Genomic DNA, 1289 nt, shown 5'->3' with positions numbered 1-1289 from the left:
GTCCATTATGAGGRCTAATTATCCTTTTTTATTTACATAATGAATGAAATAAGTAMACAATAAATATTTAGTTTAATCAGTATAATAAAGATATATAACTTGAAACGTTCGATTGGTTTTTGGGGGAGGGCATAGCCTCGGTGCGAAGGCAACACTCCGCTTTCGAGGACATGCTTCAGTTATAGTTTGTCACTATTTGAATTATAAATCAGTTATTTTATCTTTATCTGGATTCTTGCCCAAACTAATGACCTCTTCTCCTTTTCAATAGTTTCGAGTTAGGTCCGGGATTTCTAAAGGTCGCGTACGTTCCAAACAATCTCACCGCGCTCGTCCCACGTACTGTGATGCCTCTTAAATCCTATCTTTTCTAACACCCGGAAGGACGCAACATTCCAAGTGCCTACAGTCGACCAAAGTCTGTGGCGCCCCGTAGCAATCGCAGCGTCCAGMACAACAGATGCTGCCTCAGTCGCATAGCCTTTGCCATGAGCACTGCGGAACAACTCGTATGCGATCTCCGGCTCTTCCAGTGTGGAACGACCGATAATCAAGCCACAGTATCCGATGAAATCACCTTCGTCTCGTCGGCGAATAGTGAGAAGGGAAATGCCATTTTCGCCTGCTCTCTTACGCATCTCGATAAGCTTGCTACGAACGGCGTCAAGGGGTGGCATATCCACACCACGTTCGCCAATTAATTTTCTCATCCAGACTGAATCGGATTCCTCCCACATACTCAGATCAAGTCGTTCAGTTTTCAGCTGGAACTCCATAGCTTTAAATAAAGCTGTCATAGTGGAAACCTCCTAGTTATGTCACTGCACTCATAATAGCTTCGCACCTCATCACCACATCAGGTTGGAAACCCGGCTCTTTTCCAACTCTCGCGAGAATTTATAGCAACAGTGTACAAAAAATTAGTGTTATTTTATGCATAGGTAATTACCCTACAAAATAGACCTTTTTATCAAACTTTTTTCAAAACTAACTATAATATAAAGGCAAAAACATATTATACATATCAAATAGGTCCTTGCCTTTACTTTTATTGATTTCAACAACTATAAACTAAATATAATTCGGACGAGTTCTTTTTTACTTATCTTTCAACTAAGCTAATTGCTAACTCACGTTTGTATCGAATAGAKGTGAAACCTTCGCYTACAGGTAGCCCATAAGCTGGTCTTTCATCTTGGTATTTAAATCCAACYGCTTCATAAAATGGAATTCCYATAKCATTATCTTTTGCAACTGAAACCCATTGTTCTTTTGCACCWCGTTCAATT

At 40.2% G+C, this 1289-nt stretch carries 2 protein-coding genes; both read right to left on the bottom strand.

What is annotated here, in order from left to right:
- Positions 1-293: 293 nt before the first annotated feature.
- The gene (locus tag AC1DJR_RS30185; protein ID WP_477004281.1) at positions 294-797 is read right to left on the bottom strand and encodes a GNAT family N-acetyltransferase; all 504 of its coding nucleotides are present in this window, start codon (positions 795-797) and stop codon (positions 294-296) included.
- Between the two features lie 305 nt (positions 798-1102).
- Positions 1103-1289: N-acetyltransferase (locus AC1DJR_RS30180; protein ID WP_477004280.1), on the bottom strand; the 187-nt coding region annotated here is incomplete at its 5' end.

The organism is Bacillus sp. 05T31 (genome assembly GCF_056396725.1).
Note: the sequence above shows the minus strand (reverse complement) of the source record. Positions and strands in the feature narration are given on the sequence as shown.